At 62.5% G+C, this 14,407-nt stretch carries 16 protein-coding genes; 10 read left to right on the top strand and 6 right to left on the bottom strand.

What is annotated here, in order from left to right; genetic code table 11:
• Positions 1-136: 136 nt before the first annotated feature.
• Genes RSO67_RS28375 through RSO67_RS28365 form a run of 3 tightly spaced genes read left to right on the top strand, consistent with a single transcriptional unit; the run spans position 137 to position 3,603 of the window.
• A complete protein-coding gene (locus RSO67_RS28375; RefSeq protein WP_315841581.1) occupies positions 137-2,425 on the top strand; it encodes a PBP1A family penicillin-binding protein in 2,289 nt (762 codons plus the stop codon).
• A 24-nt stretch (positions 2,426-2,449) separates the two neighbouring features.
• Positions 2,450-3,028 (top strand): DUF1214 domain-containing protein, encoded by a 579-nt coding sequence (locus tag RSO67_RS28370; protein ID WP_315841580.1) that lies wholly within the window; start codon positions 2,450-2,452, stop codon positions 3,026-3,028.
• The gene (locus RSO67_RS28365; protein ID WP_315841579.1) at positions 3,025-3,603 is read left to right on the top strand and encodes a DUF1254 domain-containing protein; all 579 of its coding nucleotides are present in this window, start codon (positions 3,025-3,027) and stop codon (positions 3,601-3,603) included. Before RSO67_RS28370 ends, RSO67_RS28365 begins: the two co-directional genes overlap by 4 nt.
• A gap of 22 nt (positions 3,604-3,625) precedes the next feature.
• Here the strand turns inward: RSO67_RS28365 and RSO67_RS28360 are convergent, their stop codons facing one another.
• Positions 3,626-4,765, bottom strand: a complete 1,140-nt coding sequence (locus RSO67_RS28360; RefSeq protein ID WP_315841578.1) for a helix-turn-helix transcriptional regulator — start codon at positions 4,763-4,765, stop codon at positions 3,626-3,628.
• A gap of 350 nt (positions 4,766-5,115) precedes the next feature.
• Here RSO67_RS28360 and RSO67_RS28355 point away from each other — a divergent pair, with 350 nt between their 5' ends.
• Together RSO67_RS28355 and RSO67_RS28350 are read left to right on the top strand one after the other, a co-directional pair.
• Positions 5,116-5,805: a porin family protein gene (locus RSO67_RS28355; protein ID WP_315841577.1), complete on the top strand. Its 690-nt coding sequence runs from the start codon at positions 5,116-5,118 to the stop codon at positions 5,803-5,805.
• 132 nt (positions 5,806-5,937) lie between these two features.
• Positions 5,938-6,918: a sterol desaturase family protein gene (locus RSO67_RS28350; protein WP_315841576.1), complete on the top strand. Its 981-nt coding sequence runs from the start codon at positions 5,938-5,940 to the stop codon at positions 6,916-6,918.
• Between the two features lie 32 nt (positions 6,919-6,950).
• Here the strand turns inward: RSO67_RS28350 and RSO67_RS28345 are convergent, their stop codons facing one another.
• On the bottom strand, positions 6,951-7,742 hold the full coding sequence (locus tag RSO67_RS28345) for a hypothetical protein (protein ID WP_315841575.1): 792 nt from the start codon (positions 7,740-7,742) through the stop codon (positions 6,951-6,953).
• A 16-nt stretch (positions 7,743-7,758) separates the two neighbouring features.
• Positions 7,759-7,965 carry a hypothetical protein gene (locus tag RSO67_RS28340; protein WP_068730489.1) on the bottom strand — a complete coding sequence of 69 codons (207 nt, stop codon included), beginning with the start codon at positions 7,963-7,965 and terminating at the stop codon, positions 7,759-7,761.
• A gap of 261 nt (positions 7,966-8,226) precedes the next feature.
• Here RSO67_RS28340 and RSO67_RS28335 point away from each other — a divergent pair, with 261 nt between their 5' ends.
• On the top strand, positions 8,227-9,204 hold the full coding sequence (locus RSO67_RS28335) for a DUF2336 domain-containing protein (RefSeq protein WP_315841574.1): 978 nt from the start codon (positions 8,227-8,229) through the stop codon (positions 9,202-9,204).
• Positions 9,205-9,263: 59 nt separating this feature from the next.
• Here the strand turns inward: RSO67_RS28335 and RSO67_RS28330 are convergent, their stop codons facing one another.
• A complete protein-coding gene (locus RSO67_RS28330) occupies positions 9,264-9,611 on the bottom strand; it encodes a DUF1491 family protein (protein WP_093759025.1) in 348 nt (115 codons plus the stop codon).
• Positions 9,612-9,749: 138 nt separating this feature from the next.
• Here RSO67_RS28330 and RSO67_RS28325 point away from each other — a divergent pair, with 138 nt between their 5' ends.
• Positions 9,750-10,184, top strand: a complete 435-nt coding sequence (locus RSO67_RS28325; RefSeq protein ID WP_315841573.1) for a type II toxin-antitoxin system RelE/ParE family toxin — start codon at positions 9,750-9,752, stop codon at positions 10,182-10,184.
• Positions 10,153-10,440, top strand: a complete 288-nt coding sequence (locus RSO67_RS28320) for a helix-turn-helix transcriptional regulator (RefSeq protein WP_315841572.1) — start codon at positions 10,153-10,155, stop codon at positions 10,438-10,440. The genes RSO67_RS28325 and RSO67_RS28320 overlap by 32 nt, the downstream gene beginning before the upstream one ends.
• A 32-nt stretch (positions 10,441-10,472) precedes the next feature.
• On the opposite strand, the gene RSO67_RS28315 is transcribed toward RSO67_RS28320, so the two are convergent.
• Together RSO67_RS28315 and RSO67_RS28310 are read right to left on the bottom strand one after the other, a co-directional pair.
• Positions 10,473-11,201: a peptidoglycan-binding domain-containing protein gene (locus RSO67_RS28315; RefSeq protein ID WP_315841571.1), complete on the bottom strand. Its 729-nt coding sequence runs from the start codon at positions 11,199-11,201 to the stop codon at positions 10,473-10,475.
• Complete coding sequence (locus RSO67_RS28310) at positions 11,194-13,035, bottom strand: PAS domain-containing sensor histidine kinase (protein ID WP_315841570.1); 1,842 nt, start codon at positions 13,033-13,035, stop codon at positions 11,194-11,196. Before RSO67_RS28310 ends, RSO67_RS28315 begins: the two co-directional genes overlap by 8 nt.
• Before the next feature lie 409 nt (positions 13,036-13,444).
• Between RSO67_RS28310 and RSO67_RS28305 the strand changes: the two genes are divergently transcribed.
• Together RSO67_RS28305 and RSO67_RS28300 are read left to right on the top strand one after the other, a co-directional pair.
• The gene (locus RSO67_RS28305) at positions 13,445-13,834 is read left to right on the top strand and encodes a DUF5330 domain-containing protein (protein ID WP_315841569.1); all 390 of its coding nucleotides are present in this window, start codon (positions 13,445-13,447) and stop codon (positions 13,832-13,834) included.
• 92 nt (positions 13,835-13,926) lie between these two features.
• A complete protein-coding gene (locus RSO67_RS28300; RefSeq protein WP_068734257.1) occupies positions 13,927-14,370 on the top strand; it encodes a SufE family protein in 444 nt (147 codons plus the stop codon).
• The last annotated feature ends 37 nt before the right edge of the window (positions 14,371-14,407 follow it).

The raw sequence follows: 14,407 nt of genomic DNA, 5'->3' as shown, positions 1-14,407 counted from the left end.
CGCCCTGCTCGGCTAGAACTTGACCGACTCTCCGGCGGCCGCAAACCTGCCGCCGGGTTGCCGCATTATTTCAGCATGACGTCCGCGCGGTGCCCGGTGGGTGGCACGCGAGCGCTGCAACAAACCAAGGGCCCCCGTGCCTCAGATCGTGCCATCCCGTTGGAAGACCAAATTCCGGCATTTCCTGCTGGATCTGGATGCGCGCATCGATTCCGGCCTGTTCTCGTCCGGCCGCGGCACCCGCGAACTGTGGGAACGCTACTCCACCTTCATGGACCGCTTCTATGTCGGTCGCTGGAAGCGCTGGGTGTTCATCGAGCCGCTGTCGGAAATGGCAACCATCGGCCTCGGCGGTCTCATCCTGATGCTCGCTTTGGCGCAGCCGGCGTTTCGCGAAACCGCCGATGAAGACTGGCTGAAGAAATCCGATCTCGCAGTGACGTTTTTGGATCGCTACGGCAATCCGATCGGCAGCCGCGGCATCAAGCACAACGACTCCATTCCGCTGGAAGATTTCCCGGATAACCTGATCAAGGCCACCCTCGCCACCGAGGACCGCCGCTTCTACGATCACTTCGGCATCGACATCGCCGGCACCGCGCGCGCGCTGGTGACCAATGCGCAGGCCGGCGGCGTGCGCCAGGGCGGCTCGTCGCTGACGCAGCAGCTCGCCAAGAACCTGTTCCTGTCGAACGAGCGCACCATCGAGCGCAAGGTCAACGAAGCGTTCCTCGCCATCTGGCTGGAAACCCGCCTGACCAAGAACGAGATTCTGAAGCTCTATCTCGACCGCGCTTACATGGGCGGCGGCACGTTCGGCGTCGACGGCGCCGCGCATTTCTATTTCAACAAATCCGCGCGCGACGTGAACCTCGCCGAAGCGGCGATGCTCGCCGGCCTGTTCAAGGCCCCGACCAAATACGCGCCGCATATCAACCTGCCCGCAGCGCGTGCCCGCGCCAACGTGGTGCTCGACAATCTCGTCGATGCCGGCTTCATGACCGAAGGTCAGGTGTTCGGCGCCCGGCGTAATCCCGCCGTCGCCGTCGATCGTCGTCAGGAAATCTCGCCGAACTACTATCTCGACTGGGCCTTCGACGAGATGCGCAAGCTCGTCGATACATTCCCGAAATCCTATGTCGAACGCGTCTTCGTGGTCCGCACCGCCATCGACATGAATGTGCAGCGCGCCGCCGAAGCCGCCGTGGAAAACCAGCTCCGCCAGTTCGGCCGCGACTATCATGCGACGCAGGCCGCCACCGTCGTGTCGGATCTCGAAGGCGGCGTCCGCGCCATGGTGGGTGGCCGCGACTATGGCGCAAGCCAGTTCAACCGCGCGGTGGACGCGATGCGCCAGCCAGGTTCGTCGTTCAAGCCCTATGTCTACACAACGGCGCTGCTCAACGGTTACAAGCCGACCTCGATCATCCTCGACGGCCCGGTCTGTATCGGCAACTGGTGCCCGCAGAACTACGGCCACTCCTATTCCGGCAACGTGACGCTGACGCAGGCGATCACCCGTTCGATCAACGTCGTGCCGGTGAAGATCTCGATAGCGCTCGGCAAGGGCGCGCAGAATCCGGCCAAGGCCGGCCGCGTCAAGATCGTGGAGACCGCGCGCCGCTTCGGCATCACGGCGCCGTTGCTTGATACGCCGTCGCTGCCGATCGGCTCCACCGAAGTCACCGTGCTTGAACACGCCGTCGCCTATGCGACTTTCCCGAACAAGGGGCGCTCGTCGAAGCCACATGCCGTGCTGGAGGTGCGCACCGGCGCCGGCGACCTCGTCTGGCGGTTCGACCGCGATGGTCCGAAACAGTTGCAGGCGATCCCGGCCTCCGTTGCCGCAGATATGGCCGGCATGATGAGCCACGTGGTCAGCGAAGGCACCGCGCGCCGCGCCGCGCTGGACGGCATCCCGACAGCAGGCAAGACCGGCACCACGAATGCGTATCGCGACGCCTGGTTCGTCGGCTACACCGGCAATTTCAGCTGCGCAGTCTGGTACGGCAATGACGACTACTCGCCGACCAACCGCATGACGGGCGGTTCGCTGCCGGCACAGACATGGCACGACATCATGGTCGCCGCCCATCAGGGTATCGAGATCAAGGAAATCCCGGGCGTCGGCGCGGGTACCAAGAATCCTGCCGCAGCCGTCTCATCCGTGATGGCCGCCAACGCGCAGGACGCCAAGCCCGGCCCGCCGCCGGTGCTGACGCGCCGCGGCGCCGACGTCCTGCTGCGTGTCGAGAAGCTGCTCGACGACGCCGGCAAGACCGCAGGCCGCACATCATCCAACGAACCGTCGAAGCCTCGCGCCTCCTCCGCGCTGGCCTTCCCCGAGAGCTACGCGTCGGCGAATGATGCACCGGATGCCAAGACGACCACATCCGCAACCGCCCCCGCGTCGCGCAAGAACTGAAGCTGCTATCATGACGGTGCGCACGTGCGGCTGATCTTCCTCACGCTTCTGGCGCTCGCGATCGCCACTGCTGTCGGTCTCGGTCTGACCTGGACCACCGCGACCCGCGGCACAGACCTTGGCACACTCACCATCGGTGCATGGACTGCGCGCCCGCGTACCGGCACGAGCGAGATCGATCCCTATGCGCGCGCGTCCATTGCGCGGTCGGGCGAATTGCCGATCGGCACGGGCGACGGCGTCACCTTCACTGCCACCACCGACGACAAGAAAAAGCCGCTGGACGGTCGCTGCGATATCGTCGTGTCAGGCGTGACACCGGCTGCACGTTTCTGGACGCTCTCGCTCTATGACACCAAAGGCCGTCTGGTGCCCAACACATTGCAGCGCTACGGCTTCACCAGCCAGGAAGTGGTGCGCAATGCCGATGGCGCGTTCGAGATCCGCATCGCTGCGCGCTCGCGCGCGGGCAACTGGCTGCCGACATCAGCGTTGGAACGCTATGTGTTGATGCTGCGGCTCTACGATACGCCGGTTGGCGTTGCCACCCGGACGCAGAAAGACGCACCGATGCCCACCATTGCCACGGTGAGCTGCCCATGATCCGGCTGCTGTTCGCAATCATCGGTGGTGTCGTGCTCGGCGGCATCGTGCATCTTGTCAGCGTGCTGGCACTGCCGCGCATCGCCACGCAAGATGCCTATTCTCGCCTCGCTTCGGTGACGAAAGAAAATGCGGTGACAGCATTGCCGCAGACCGAGCCGGCCAATGCGCTGCTGCCGTTCATGGACCCGGCCTTCGCCATGGCCGTCTGCCGCTACGATCTGGCCAAAGGACCGATCAAACTGACCGTGCCGGTCAGCCAGTCCTACACATCGGTGTCGTTCTACACCCGCAGCGACGTCGCCTATTACGCGATCAACGACCGCTCCGCTGGCCGCCGCGTCATCGAGCTGGATCTCATGACCGAGGCACAGCACGAGGCCCTGCCCGAGGAAGAGGACGTCACATCCGCCGACCGCCTCATCATCGACTCGCCGACCGCGACCGGCCTGATCGTGCTGAAGGCGCTCGCCGCCGAACCCGGCCTGATGATCCAGGCCCAGGCATCCCTCGCCGCTTCGAATTGTCGGGTGCAGACCGATCCGCCGGCTGCGCCGGTGAAGGGCAAGCGCTGAGCGCTCGCTGTCGCGCCATCAGCTATCCCGTTGCCAGCGGCGTGCCGATATCCGCCACGAGCTTCACGAGATCAGCCTGCCGTGACCTGCCGGTCTTGGCGTAGATCCGGTTGAGATGCGTCTTCAGCGTATTCTCTGAGATCCCGAGCGAAGCGGCGGTCTGGGACGGGTTGAGCCCCTTTCCGGCGCTCACGAGCACGCGCGCTTCGGCAGGCGTGAGCTCGAACAGCGTCGTCAACACGGCCTCCGGCATTGGAGAGGCCGACGTCGTAGTCGAGACGAAGACGGCCGCACATGCGGGACGGAAAGCGGCGCGCGCCGTACCATCAGTCAAAGGCAAGACATAGGCGACGGCGGGCGGTTGCCCTGCCGCCGACACCGGCAAGCCAATGCCTTTGCCGCCGAGTGAGACGTCCGATGCAGCGCTTGCGATCGCCTGCAGCAAGGCGTCGCCCATCAATGCGTTCTGTGCCTGAATGGTTCGCCCCTGGCGCAGGATCGGACCATCCGTTGCAAACATGCGTTCGGCACTTGCATTGGCATGGAGCACCGATCCGACCGCGTCGGTCAGCACGACGGGCACTGCAAGGTTCTCGAGAGATTCGCGAAACAGATGCGCCGTCACGCGCACGTCATCGAGCAGGTCGCTGATCATCGCAGCCCTGCGCAAATGCGGAGACAGCAAGGTCAGAAACCGTTGATCCTCGGCAGATACGGCAGCCTTGTCCGCCCAGGTGGTGCAGCCAAGCAGACCGATGCGATCCGGCGTGTGGACGAATTTGACAATGCACCCTTCGCGCAATCCCTGCGGTCCGGCCCAATTGCGAAAGAACGCGGTCTGCTGCAATTCACTTTCGGGCATCAGCGAGAGCGTCGATACAGGCGTATCGATGTCGCCGACGACAGCAGCTTTCAGGCCCGGAATATCATCGAAACTGTAGTCCTGCAGCGCGCGCATGCGCTCGGCATCCCAGGGCGATTGGGCAGCAAACCGGCCGTGATTGTCCGACGTGCCAGCGAGTGCAATCGTGGTGTAGGCCGCGTCCATCGTCTGCGTGATGCGGGTGAGAACACTCGACCATCCCTCACGGTTCAGAACGCAGTCGTAGATATCTCCGATGATTGAAGAGAGTACGTCATTGTCGACAACGTCCATAAGCATTCCAAATCCGTGATTGCGCGCGCTCTGGTGTGGCAGGGCGAGATCGAAGTCAATTTCCGGATGCGCACACGCAGCATATTTTACCACATCATACTTTGGGGTGACGACACGAAATCCCGCAACGCGTAGCAGTGGCGAAGGCGATTCCGGACTTTCGGGGGCGCATATGAGGGGCCTGCTGTCCGGTGGTCCTGCATGGAAGTCACGTCTCGAAGTGCTGGAGAGCTCGATGTCGAAATCTGCTAAATTGGCCCTGTGATCGGCTGCGTATTGTCTGCTTCAACGCCCGCGCTAACCGCGGACAATCTCGCTCAACCGCACTACAAGGCGCCCCTCGTTGCGCCGGCTCCGTGGAGCTGGACCGGGTTTTATGTTGGCGCCCATGCCGGATATGGCTGGAACGATGCGAAAGTTTCGCTGGTCCCCGGCGCCACCTGGGGAGCCGTGGTGGGCAATGGCTGATCGACAACGGCAGCCCTGCCCTCCAAACATCCGGTGCGCTGGGCGGCCTGCAAGCCGGTTACAATTTTCAGACTGCCAACTGGGTGTGGGGCGTCGAAGCGGACTTCTCGTTCGCAGACATCAAAGGGGGCCGAAGCACCGGTTCATTGGTCCGACCTCCGGCGGCGACGTTGGCAGACCGCTCATTCACCGAGCATGACAACGTGAAATGGGTTTCAACATTCCGCGGGCGGCTGGGCTACGCCGTACAACAAGACCTGCTGGTCTACGCAACCGGTGGCCTCGCGGTTGGACGTCACGATTTCTCGCAAGCCGTCGTTCGATCCGTGGGTTTCAGCTTCAATGATATCCGCAACTCCGTAAGCGAGACCAAAGTCGGCTGGGCGGCAGGCGCCGGCCTCGAATATGCGCTGTCGCGCAACTGGTCGGTCAAAGGAGAGTATCTGTATATCGACTTGGGCAAGGTCGGCACGACCGGGGACAGCAACACGGCGCCCGGTTTTGGCCTCACCATCAACAGCTCAAGCCAGGCCACACTGCATACTGCGCGCGCGGGGTTGAATTATAAATTCGACTAGGACGATCTGCCGCGACCATTTCCCGCGTAGAAAACGTCTAGGGACCCCTCTGGCGTAATCTGCCTGCAATCTCCCGCAGCGAAGCTCCGCATCCATCGCCGACCCACGAATCGGCGCGAATGCGGGGCCTCCATGCAACACGACCAAGAGCCGTCCCATACGGCCGTCACCTATCTCCTGTCCCTGATCTGGTGGCCGCTGCTGTATTTCGGGGCGCTGCTCGGTGCCGGTATGGCTTTCGCCAGCGATGCCCCGCTGTTCTGGTTCAATGTCGTCTATGCCGCGCTTCTGCTGACGATTGTGCTGCTCGAACGCATGACGCCGCATCGCGCCGAATGGCTGGAGCATGATGGCGAAACGCTGAATGATCTCGGTCACACGCTGCTGACCAAGGGGGCGGCGCAACTGGCCGTCGCGGCGACCTCGATTGTGCCGATGGCGGTGGCGACCGTGACGCGTGCAGACGATCACGCCTCGCATCTGTGGCCGACACAGTGGCCGCTGATCGCGCAGGTCGTGCTGGCGCTGGTGATTGCCGAATTCGGCCTCTACTGGTCACACCGGATCGCGCATGAAAACCTGTTCTTCTGGCGCTTCCATGCGCTTCATCACAGCGTGGTCCGGCTCTGGGTGGTGAATACCGGACGCTTCCACGTGATCGACTCGCTGATCAAGATGGCGCTCAGCCAGGCGCCGCTCTACCTGCTCGATGCGCCGTTGCCGGTCTTCCTCTGGGTCGGCGCGGTGACGGCCATCACCGGCCTCCTGACCCATTGCAATGTGGAGACGCGCACGGCGCTGTTCGATCCGATCTTTGCGACGCCAAAACTGCATCGCTGGCACCATTCGAAAACGCTCAAGGAAGGCAACAGCAACTATTGCGAGAACATCATGGTGTGGGATCATGCGTTCGGCACCTATCTCAATCCCGCCAAGGCGTCGCCGGATCGGCTCGGCATCAGTGGCAACGTCGCATCGGATTTTTTGGGACAGATCGTGCAGCCGTTTTCGCGCAAGGGCGCGCGGCAGATTCTTGGCCGCCAGACCAAGCCGGATGATCAGGTGAAGCCAGTGGAAACGTCCGACGCCGTGGCGCGGATCAGCGAAGCGTAATCCGCCCTACGCTTCCAGCCCTACACGTCCAACTATCCGCCGACCTGAAGCACCTTGCCGGGGCGCACTGGCGTGAGACTGCCGGCCACGGCCGTAGTCTGCGCCGCCAATTCGCCGATCAGCATATCGGCGCTGGACGCCATGCCATCGGGGGCGTGGATCACCATGCGTTCCAGCGCCCACTTATAGGACGACACCCGGCGCTGCAGGCATTGCTCGACCCACTGCACGATCAGCGCGTTCTCATCCATGCGCGCGATGGCGTCGACGCGCTCCTTCGGCTCCAGCGCCGACACCAGCTTCAGGCTGGCATTGCGCTTGCGATCGAGCTCGACGACTTTCGCAGCCGTCGCATAGAAGGCTTCGAAGCGAAGGATGTCGTCGCGCGCGTCATCCATCAGCACGCTGTAGCGCGACGTATGCGAGCGATGCGGCTCGTCGATCAGCAGCCGGCCATAGGCCGTGCGATCGAAGATGACATTCTGCCGCCATGGCGATGCGATCGGCTTGTAGTCGCCGAACACACTCTTCCACAGGGGGCGCGAATGCGGCGGCTCGATCAAGGGATAAGCGAGATCGCGCATCTGGCGTTCGAGATCGGTGAGCTGGAATTCCGAGGACTTCAGGCCGACGCTGCCGGTGGCCTCGACGCCGATCCAGCGATGCATGTCGTCGGTCACCGCATTGTTGCGGGTACGGCCGAAATCGCCGCCGGCGCAGCCACCGAGCGTGCTGCCGATCAAACTCGCAACTATGAAACACAGCGCAAAAAACGACGTCTTGCGCCGAAGCCGTATCCGGTTCGGATGGGATATCGCGGACATCAGGATAGATCCGGGATCAGGAACGGGCGCGGCGCTTGCGGCGGCGTCCCGGCGCAGTGCCCTCTTCCGGGCCGCTGCCACCATTGCTGTCGTCGATCTGACGCTCGATTCGGATCACCGGCAGGATCAGGATTTCTGCGGAGGTTTCGCGGGGAGATGGCGCCACATTCACGCCCAGCCGTCGCGCTGCCGCATCCGCCGGGAACTTGATGATGGTGCTCATTATCCAGTCTCTCCGCGCCGCTTCGCCCGTTTTGCCGACGCACGGTCATTAAGGACATTCATGGTTAATGGCGTGTTAACGCCACGCTTGTCGTCGGGACAACGGCTCGGAGACACCATCAGCAGATGCGCATGCAGCTCGCGCCGCATGACTGAAGCGACTCGTCGGAATCAGATCTGCCTCGGCCAGCGGCCCATGGTTAAACACATATTAATGCGTCCGCGATAATTTGAGGCAAGGTTCCCTTAGTAAGCGTATGCCATGCCTGCCTCACCTCCGATGTTTCCGGGCTTTGACGGATTGCTGACGCTCTCGCGTCGCGAAGGTGTGGACGTGCGACCGACCTTGCTGCGCGTGCTGACGGATCTTTATGTCCAGGCGCCGAACCATACGATCGACGAAGAGAAACAGTTCGTCGAACTCACCGCGCGCCTGATCGATCAGGTCGATGACGCCACCCGCGCCGCGGTGCGCGCGCGGCTGTCGATCTATCCGAACACCCCGCGCGCGATCCTCAGCCGGCTCAATCTGCACCCGACCGAACCCGGCCAATCGGTGCCGCTCGCGCAGCCTATCTCCGCCGCCGAGTCTCCCGCGCCGACCGTGAAGCAGCCGAGCGAAGCGCAGATGCGTGTCGCCGCCAATATGGCCATGGCACCCAGGGACGCGTCCGAGATCAGCACGCTGTTCTTTGCCGCATCGAGTAGCGAGCGTGCGCAGATCCTGCATAATCTCGCTGAAACGCCGCTGCGATCTTCCGCCCGGATTCCGCAAGCGCGCGCCGCACGCGCCATGCACATTCTTGAAATGGCCGCCTTCGCCGAAGACCGCGACAACTTTGCGCGCGAGTTGAGCGAAGCCCTGATGCTGCCTGCCGCCATTGCCGAACAGGTCGTCAGCGACCCCGGCGGCGAGCCGCTTGCCTGCTGCGCCAAGGCGCTTGGCATGCGGAGCGACATCTTCCAGCGCGTGCTGCTGTTCCTCAATCCGGAATTCGGCACGTCGGTGACCAATGTCTACCGGATCGCGCGGATGTATGACGTGCTGAGCGAACGCTCGGCACTGATCATGGTGGCCGCCTGGCGCGGCGCGCATATGGCCGCGACGCGCGCCAAATTCCGCCCCGCACTCTATGACGATGAACGCCAGCGCGCGCGGCCAAGCATGCCGCAGGCACGGCCGGGCGTGCAGCCGGGCGAGGATATCACGCGCGTGACGCGGAATTCGTCGGGGCGCTAGAGCATGATCCCGAAAAGTGGATGCCGGTTTTCGGATCGGATCATGCTCCGATAAAGACTCTAACCCTTCGCCAATTCGAGAAAATGCCGCCCAGCCTTGTCCTCGGTTTCGACGATCCAGACGTCGGGATCGAACGAGATTTCCTTCTGCAGACGTTCTTCGATCTTGCGTTCTTCGACCGGCTGCGGCGGCGACGGCGCGAAGACGCGATCGACAGGGCGGCTCTCGTCATAGGCGCTTTGCGGCGCCGGCGTGTATAGCATCGCGGTGCCATCCAGCAGCGCGACCTTCACGAACACGGCGCCCGCCTCCTCCGCACCACGACGGCGCACGGCGCCGAACACGCCCTCGGTCTGGCAGCGGCGCAGATATGCGGCCACCCAAATCGCTGATTTCAATCGTGACATCGCTTGATTATTCCAGAGAGAGCGAAAACGCGAGGTGACCCAGTTACCGGGGGCGAAACCTAAAATGTTTCATTGACGCGACGCTGCTTTATAGTATTATAACTATAGCGCGCAACGTCGCCTGGCATCAATATCAGAATGTCACCCACCGACACACCCCTGGAATTCGTAGGGTCGTCGAAAGACGATCTTTCAGAATTTCCAGTGTCTGTGAAGCTATGCGTTGGCTTTGCTTTGCGTGCAGCCCAAAAAGGCAAAAAACACCCCGACGCGAAGCCTTTGAAGGGTTTCCACGGCGCGGGCGTTGTCGAGATCGTCTCTGATTTTGATGGGAATACGTTTCGGGCGGTCTACACGGTCAAACTGAAGGGCATGGTCTACGTTCTCCACGCATTTCAAAAGAAATCGAAAACCGGAATCCAGACGCCCAAATCCGAGATTGACCTGATCAAATCCCGTCTGAGAGACGCGCAGACGCTTTACCAACATGCCATGGAGGGCAGCAATGAAAAAACCGACAAGCACAAAGAGCAGCGGCAACGTGTTCGCCGACCTCGGCCTGCCAAACGCTGACGAGCATCTGATCAAAGCCGAGATCGTTCTCGGCATTGCCGCACGCATCAAAAGCAAAGGGCTAACTCAGGCACAGGCGTCCAAGCTGATTGGCCTTGCCCAGCCAGACGTCTCCAAGTTGCTGCGCGGACAGTTCAGCGGCTACTCTTATGAGCGCCTGTTTGGATTTCTGGTTGCCCTCGGCGAGCGCGTGAAAATCGAGGTGTCGGACGCAAAGACGAAGAAGCAGGCGCGCGTCGAACTCGAAATGTCGTGAACCGCCCTAGCGGGCTAGCCGCAGGGCTGGCGCTAGTCGATCGCGCGTCCGGTGACGGTGGCGAGTTCGCGCACCATGCGATCGGACACCTGCCCGGTCACCGGAAGCTTGCGTTCGCGCTCGAAGCGCTGGATCGCAGCCGCAGTGTCCGAGCCGACATTGCCGGTCGGCTTGAGCTGACCATAGCCGTATTCGGTGAGCGCACGCTGAACAGCGGCGACACGGCGCGTATTGGTGATGAGATCGCCAAGCGGATCGGTGCGGGTCGCATTCGGGATCGCCGCAGGCGGGCGTGCCACGGCGCCCGTGGTCGCCGGTGACGCCGGTGGTGCCGGCGCCTTCAGGAGATTGCCGACCGGATCAGCCGCGCGCTGTTCGACGGGCTTTGCCGCGAGCGATGGCTTCGGCTCATTGGCGCTGTTGACCGGCTTGGAATCCAGCATGCGGGAATCGAGCTTGGTGTCCGACGAAGCAGCATCCAGCGGACGCGGCTTGGGCAGCGGATTGGCGACCTGCGCCGGTGCCGGAAACGCAACGACGGTGCTCGAACCGAACATCGGCGACGGATGATGGCCCTTCTGCAGGAAAATGGCATTGGCGATGATGGCGCTGACCGCGGCGAATGCGATCAACCCGGCGACCATGTCCTTCGGGCTGTGCAGCAGCACGCGCAGGACGATGCCGCGCTCCGCGGGCTCATCGACGATGGCGACGGCGCGGCCGCGTTTGGACTTGATCGCTTTGGAACTGGCTTTAGGCACTCTTCTTCACCTGATGGGCTTGGTCGGACGGCGCGGTGCGCGCCGCGGGATTCAAGATCGCGATATTGCTGACGTGTTCAGCCTGCGGCGTAAACTCCAGCGGCAGCGCGATTGTGATGGTGGTGCCTTCGTCGATCCGGCTCTGCACCTGCATCTCGCCACCATGCATGCCGACGAGGCTCTTCACAATGGACAGGCCGAGGCCGGTGCCCTCATGGCGCCGCTGATAGGTCTTGCCGGCCTGGAAGAACGGATCGCCGATGCGGGCGAGATCGTCCGATGCAATGCCGACGCCGGTATCGCTGACGCGCAGCATCAAGCGTGATCCTTCGATGCCCGCTGCCACGGTGACGCTGCCGCCGCGCTCGGTGAACTTGATGGCATTGGACACGAGATTGAGCAGTATCTGGCGGAATGCGCGCGGATCGCCATTGACCTCAGGCAGATCCTTCGGCGCATCGGTGATGAGATCGATGCCGTTCTCGCGCGCCTTCAGCGCCAACAGATTGCAGCAATTGATCAACGCCGGACGCGGCGCGAAGGGCTCCGGCGAAATCTCGAAATTGCCGGATTCCAGCTTCGACATGTCGAGGATGCCGTTGACCACCGACAGCAGGTGCTGGCCGGAATCGTTGATGAGCTGGGCATATTCCTTGCGCTTGGTCGCATCGAGCATCATCAGCTCTTCCTGCACCAGCATGTCGGAGAAGCCGATAATGGCGTTCAGCGGCGTGCGCAGCTCGTGGCTCATGGTGGCGAGGAAGCGCGTCTTGGACGCATCGGCGCGCTCGGCCTCGATGCGGGCCTGCGCCAGTGCCTCTTCCTGCAGTTTGCGGTCGGTAACATCGCGCAGCACCGCAACGACTTCCGCATCGGCATTGGGCGACGAGATATCAGCGCCCTGCTCCATCGGCCGGCAGCGCATTTCAACCCAGATGAATTCGGACCCGGATGGGCGCAGGCGCTCATTGCCGCGCACAACATCGCGGCGCAGGCGGAATTCGACGCTGCGGGCTTCGCCGCCGCGCGCGGCGTCAGACAGAGCCGTCAGATAGGCCGGGCGATCCGCGACATGGACGCGATCGAACAGGCCATGGCCGAGCAGCCGCTGCGCCGGGGCGCCGACCAGTGCTTCAGCCGCCGGCGAAATGAACTGCACGGCGCCATTGTGACGATGACGCGAGATCACGTCGCTCATATTGCGCGCCAGCAGGCGATAACGGTCTTCCTCGACATAAAGCAGCGAGACGCTGGTGCGCGCCAGCGACTCCGCGCCGAAGGCGAGACCGGCAGCGTAGATGGTAGCGGACGCGACGCCGAAGGCCATGAACACGCCATGGCCGGCGACACCGGCTTCGGATACGGGCAACCAATCGAGGCTGGTCAGCACGATGAGAATGCCGACGCAGGATAGCGCCAGCGCCGATGCAAAGGCGACGATACGGCGCGAAGCCGAGAGTGCCGCCTCGATCGGCACCACGACAAGCCAGATCGCCGCGAACGAATTGATGCCACCGGTGGAGATCGCCATCATCATCACGAGGCCGGCGAGTGCGACGGACGACAGCACCTGTGCGCTTTCATAGCGGCCGGTACGCGACAGAAAATATGAGCAGAGGATCGGCGCCATCAGCCAGGCGAAAGCCGCGACCTCAATCGCGTTCGGCGCGCCGCGCAGCGCGAGATAGACAGGAAAAGCCGCAAAGGCCGCAAGGCTGCCGAGCAAACGCGGCGCCATGAATGCACGATGACGCGCACTCGTCAGCGCATCGTAGCGCACTGAAGGGTGCAGCATGGCATCAAGGCAGTCGCGAATGATGGTCGATACTGTCACTGCTCTCGCTTCGGCTTGATCGTCAAATTCAGACGCGCCGAAACGCCTCCTTTTATCGTTGCGCCAACGTGTCAGAGCGACATTAAGCGAACACTAAAGTGACCGCCGCGTTCGCCATGCCTAACGTGTAAGTGCTGATTTAAGAGGAGTTTTCGCGTTTCCATTCGACAACGATGGTGAACGAGACGTTTCAATCGCGGCGCCCATATGGTTTCGAAAGTGTGCATCCCCAACATCGTGTCGGAAAACCCACGCGCCGCTCATCAATGGAAAATTTACGCCAAACCGAATGAAGCGAATTTTCGTCGATTTAACCGCATCGCAAATACTTGCAATTTATCGACTGCTGCTAACTTCGATCCCAATTGCGACAAATCGCAACGGTTCGAAGAGACTAACGGGGTTCGCGATGTTCTTCCTGCTTCGCATGGCATTCTGGCTCGGGCTCGTGCTCGTGCTGCTGCCAAGGGACAAGACGCCAGAGTCGGACAAGCTGCCTCAGATCGGCGCGTCCGATGCGGTATCGGCTGCGAGTGCGGCAATGTCCGACATGGCCCAATTCTGCAAGCGCCAGCCGGCAACCTGCGAAGTCGGCGGCCATGCGGCCACCGTGATCGGCGAACGTGCCAAGGACGGCGCGAAGAAAATCTACCAGATCATCACCGAGAAGAAGCCCGATACCACCGGCTCGATCGGTGGCGAAGGCGAAAATCAGGGCGCGGTCGCCATGGCCCGGCCCGACACGCTCACCCAGGACGACCTCGCCGCCGAATGGCAGCCCCCCACCGTTGCTCCCTAAACGGCTGATTGCGGCGGATAATTACCGCAAACGGCGGTCGCTTTCGGCGCTGTTCGTCCCTATATAGGGCCTGACATTGCTTGCAGGCCCCGATGACCACGATTGACGATATCCGCGATAATTTCGAGCTACTCGAGGACTGGGACGACCGCTACCGGTACGTCATCGAACTCGGGCGCAGCCTCACGCCGATGCCGGATGAGGAACATTCCTCCGCCAACAAGGTCAACGGCTGCGCGAGCCAGGTCTGGCTGTCGCGCCAGGTCGCCCGCGACCACGGCACGCCGGTGCTCAGCTATCTCGGCGACAGCGACGCGCATATCGTTCGCGGGCTGATCGCGATCCTGCTGACGCTGTATTCGGGCCGCAAAGCCGAGGATATTCTGGCCACCGACGCCATCAAGGTGTTCGACGAGCTCGGCTTCAAGGAACACCTCACGCCGCAGCGCTCCAACGGCCTGCGTGCCATGGTCGAGCGCATCCGCCGGGACGCCACGGAGACCCTGGCAGATGCGAACCAGGGCGTGACCCCATAGGCTCGAGCGTCCGCAGGCGCTGCGCCAAACGCCCGCC

This window comes from Tardiphaga sp. 709 (genome assembly GCF_032401055.1).
In the GTDB taxonomy this organism is placed as follows: domain Bacteria; phylum Pseudomonadota; class Alphaproteobacteria; order Rhizobiales; family Xanthobacteraceae; genus Tardiphaga.
Note: the sequence above shows the minus strand (reverse complement) of the source record. Positions and strands in the feature narration are given on the sequence as shown.

What these genes read in the sequence shown, in the direction of transcription:
- RSO67_RS28365 (WP_315841579.1), top strand. Translation starts at nt 3,025, where the DNA reads ATGATCCGGCTGCTGTTCGCAATCATCGGTGGTGTCGTGCTCGGCGGC.
- RSO67_RS28300 (WP_068734257.1), top strand. Translation starts at nt 13,927, where the DNA reads ATGACCACGATTGACGATATCCGCGATAATTTCGAGCTACTCGAGGAC.
- RSO67_RS28335 (WP_315841574.1), top strand. Translation starts at nt 8,227, where the DNA reads ATGCCTGCCTCACCTCCGATGTTTCCGGGCTTTGACGGATTGCTGACG.
- RSO67_RS28350 (WP_315841576.1), top strand. Translation starts at nt 5,938, where the DNA reads ATGCAACACGACCAAGAGCCGTCCCATACGGCCGTCACCTATCTCCTG.
- RSO67_RS28330 (WP_093759025.1), bottom strand. Translation starts at nt 9,611, where the DNA reads ATGTCACGATTGAAATCAGCGATTTGGGTGGCCGCATATCTGCGCCGC.
- RSO67_RS28360 (WP_315841578.1), bottom strand. Translation starts at nt 4,765, where the DNA reads ATGCTTATGGACGTTGTCGACAATGACGTACTCTCTTCAATCATCGGA.
- RSO67_RS28325 (WP_315841573.1), top strand. Translation starts at nt 9,750, where the DNA reads ATGTCACCCACCGACACACCCCTGGAATTCGTAGGGTCGTCGAAAGAC.
- RSO67_RS28340 (WP_068730489.1), bottom strand. Translation starts at nt 7,965, where the DNA reads ATGAGCACCATCATCAAGTTCCCGGCGGATGCGGCAGCGCGACGGCTG.
- RSO67_RS28305 (WP_315841569.1), top strand. Translation starts at nt 13,445, where the DNA reads ATGTTCTTCCTGCTTCGCATGGCATTCTGGCTCGGGCTCGTGCTCGTG.
- RSO67_RS28345 (WP_315841575.1), bottom strand. Translation starts at nt 7,742, where the DNA reads ATGTCCGCGATATCCCATCCGAACCGGATACGGCTTCGGCGCAAGACG.